The organism is Vibrio sp. 1402 (assembly GCF_033340275.1).
Map to the genome: position 1 here is coordinate 1 of NZ_JAWOWE010000371.1, position 638 is coordinate 638.

General features: G+C 48.6%; 1 protein-coding gene. It reads left to right on the forward strand.

The genetic code is table 11. From position 1 onward, the window contains the following. A partial coding sequence (locus R7044_RS26130; protein ID WP_225456108.1) for a pyridoxal-phosphate-dependent aminotransferase family protein occupies positions 1-638 on the forward strand: 638 nt, incomplete at both ends.

The window sequence follows — 638 nt, forward strand, 5'->3', positions numbered from 1 at the left end:
TCAGTGATGCACAAACTCTAGGTAAGTTAGCCAAGCAATATAATGTGTTGTCGATTGTGGACGCCGTTACATCGTTAGGCGGCGTACCGTTAAAAGTTGATGAATGGCAGCTTGATGCTGTGTACTCGGGCAGTCAAAAGTGTTTGTCGTGTGTGCCTGGCTTGTCTCCGGTGACGCTGTCTCCGGCTGCTATCGAAAAAATTCAATCGCGCACTACGCCAGTTCAAAGTTGGTTCCTCGATCAAAGCTTAGTGTTGGGGTACTGGAGTGGGGAAGGTAAGCGTAGCTACCATCACACAGCTCCAGTGAATAGCCTATATGCATTGCATGAAGCGCTGCTTGTGTTACAGAACGAGGGGCTTGAGAACGCGTGGGCTCGCCATCAATTGATGCATGAGAAGTTGAAAGATGGTCTTCAGAAACTGGGTTTTGAATTTGTAGTGGAAGAATCTTACCGTTTACCTCAATTGAACGCGATTTATGTGCCGGAAGGGATCGATGAAGCGAAAGTTCGCGCGCATCTACTTGAAACTTACAACCTTGAAATTGGTGCAGGGCTAGGTGCGTTAGCTGGCAAAGCATGGCGTATTGGATTGATGGGATACGGTGCTCGCGCGGAAAATGTCGCGCTGTGCTTG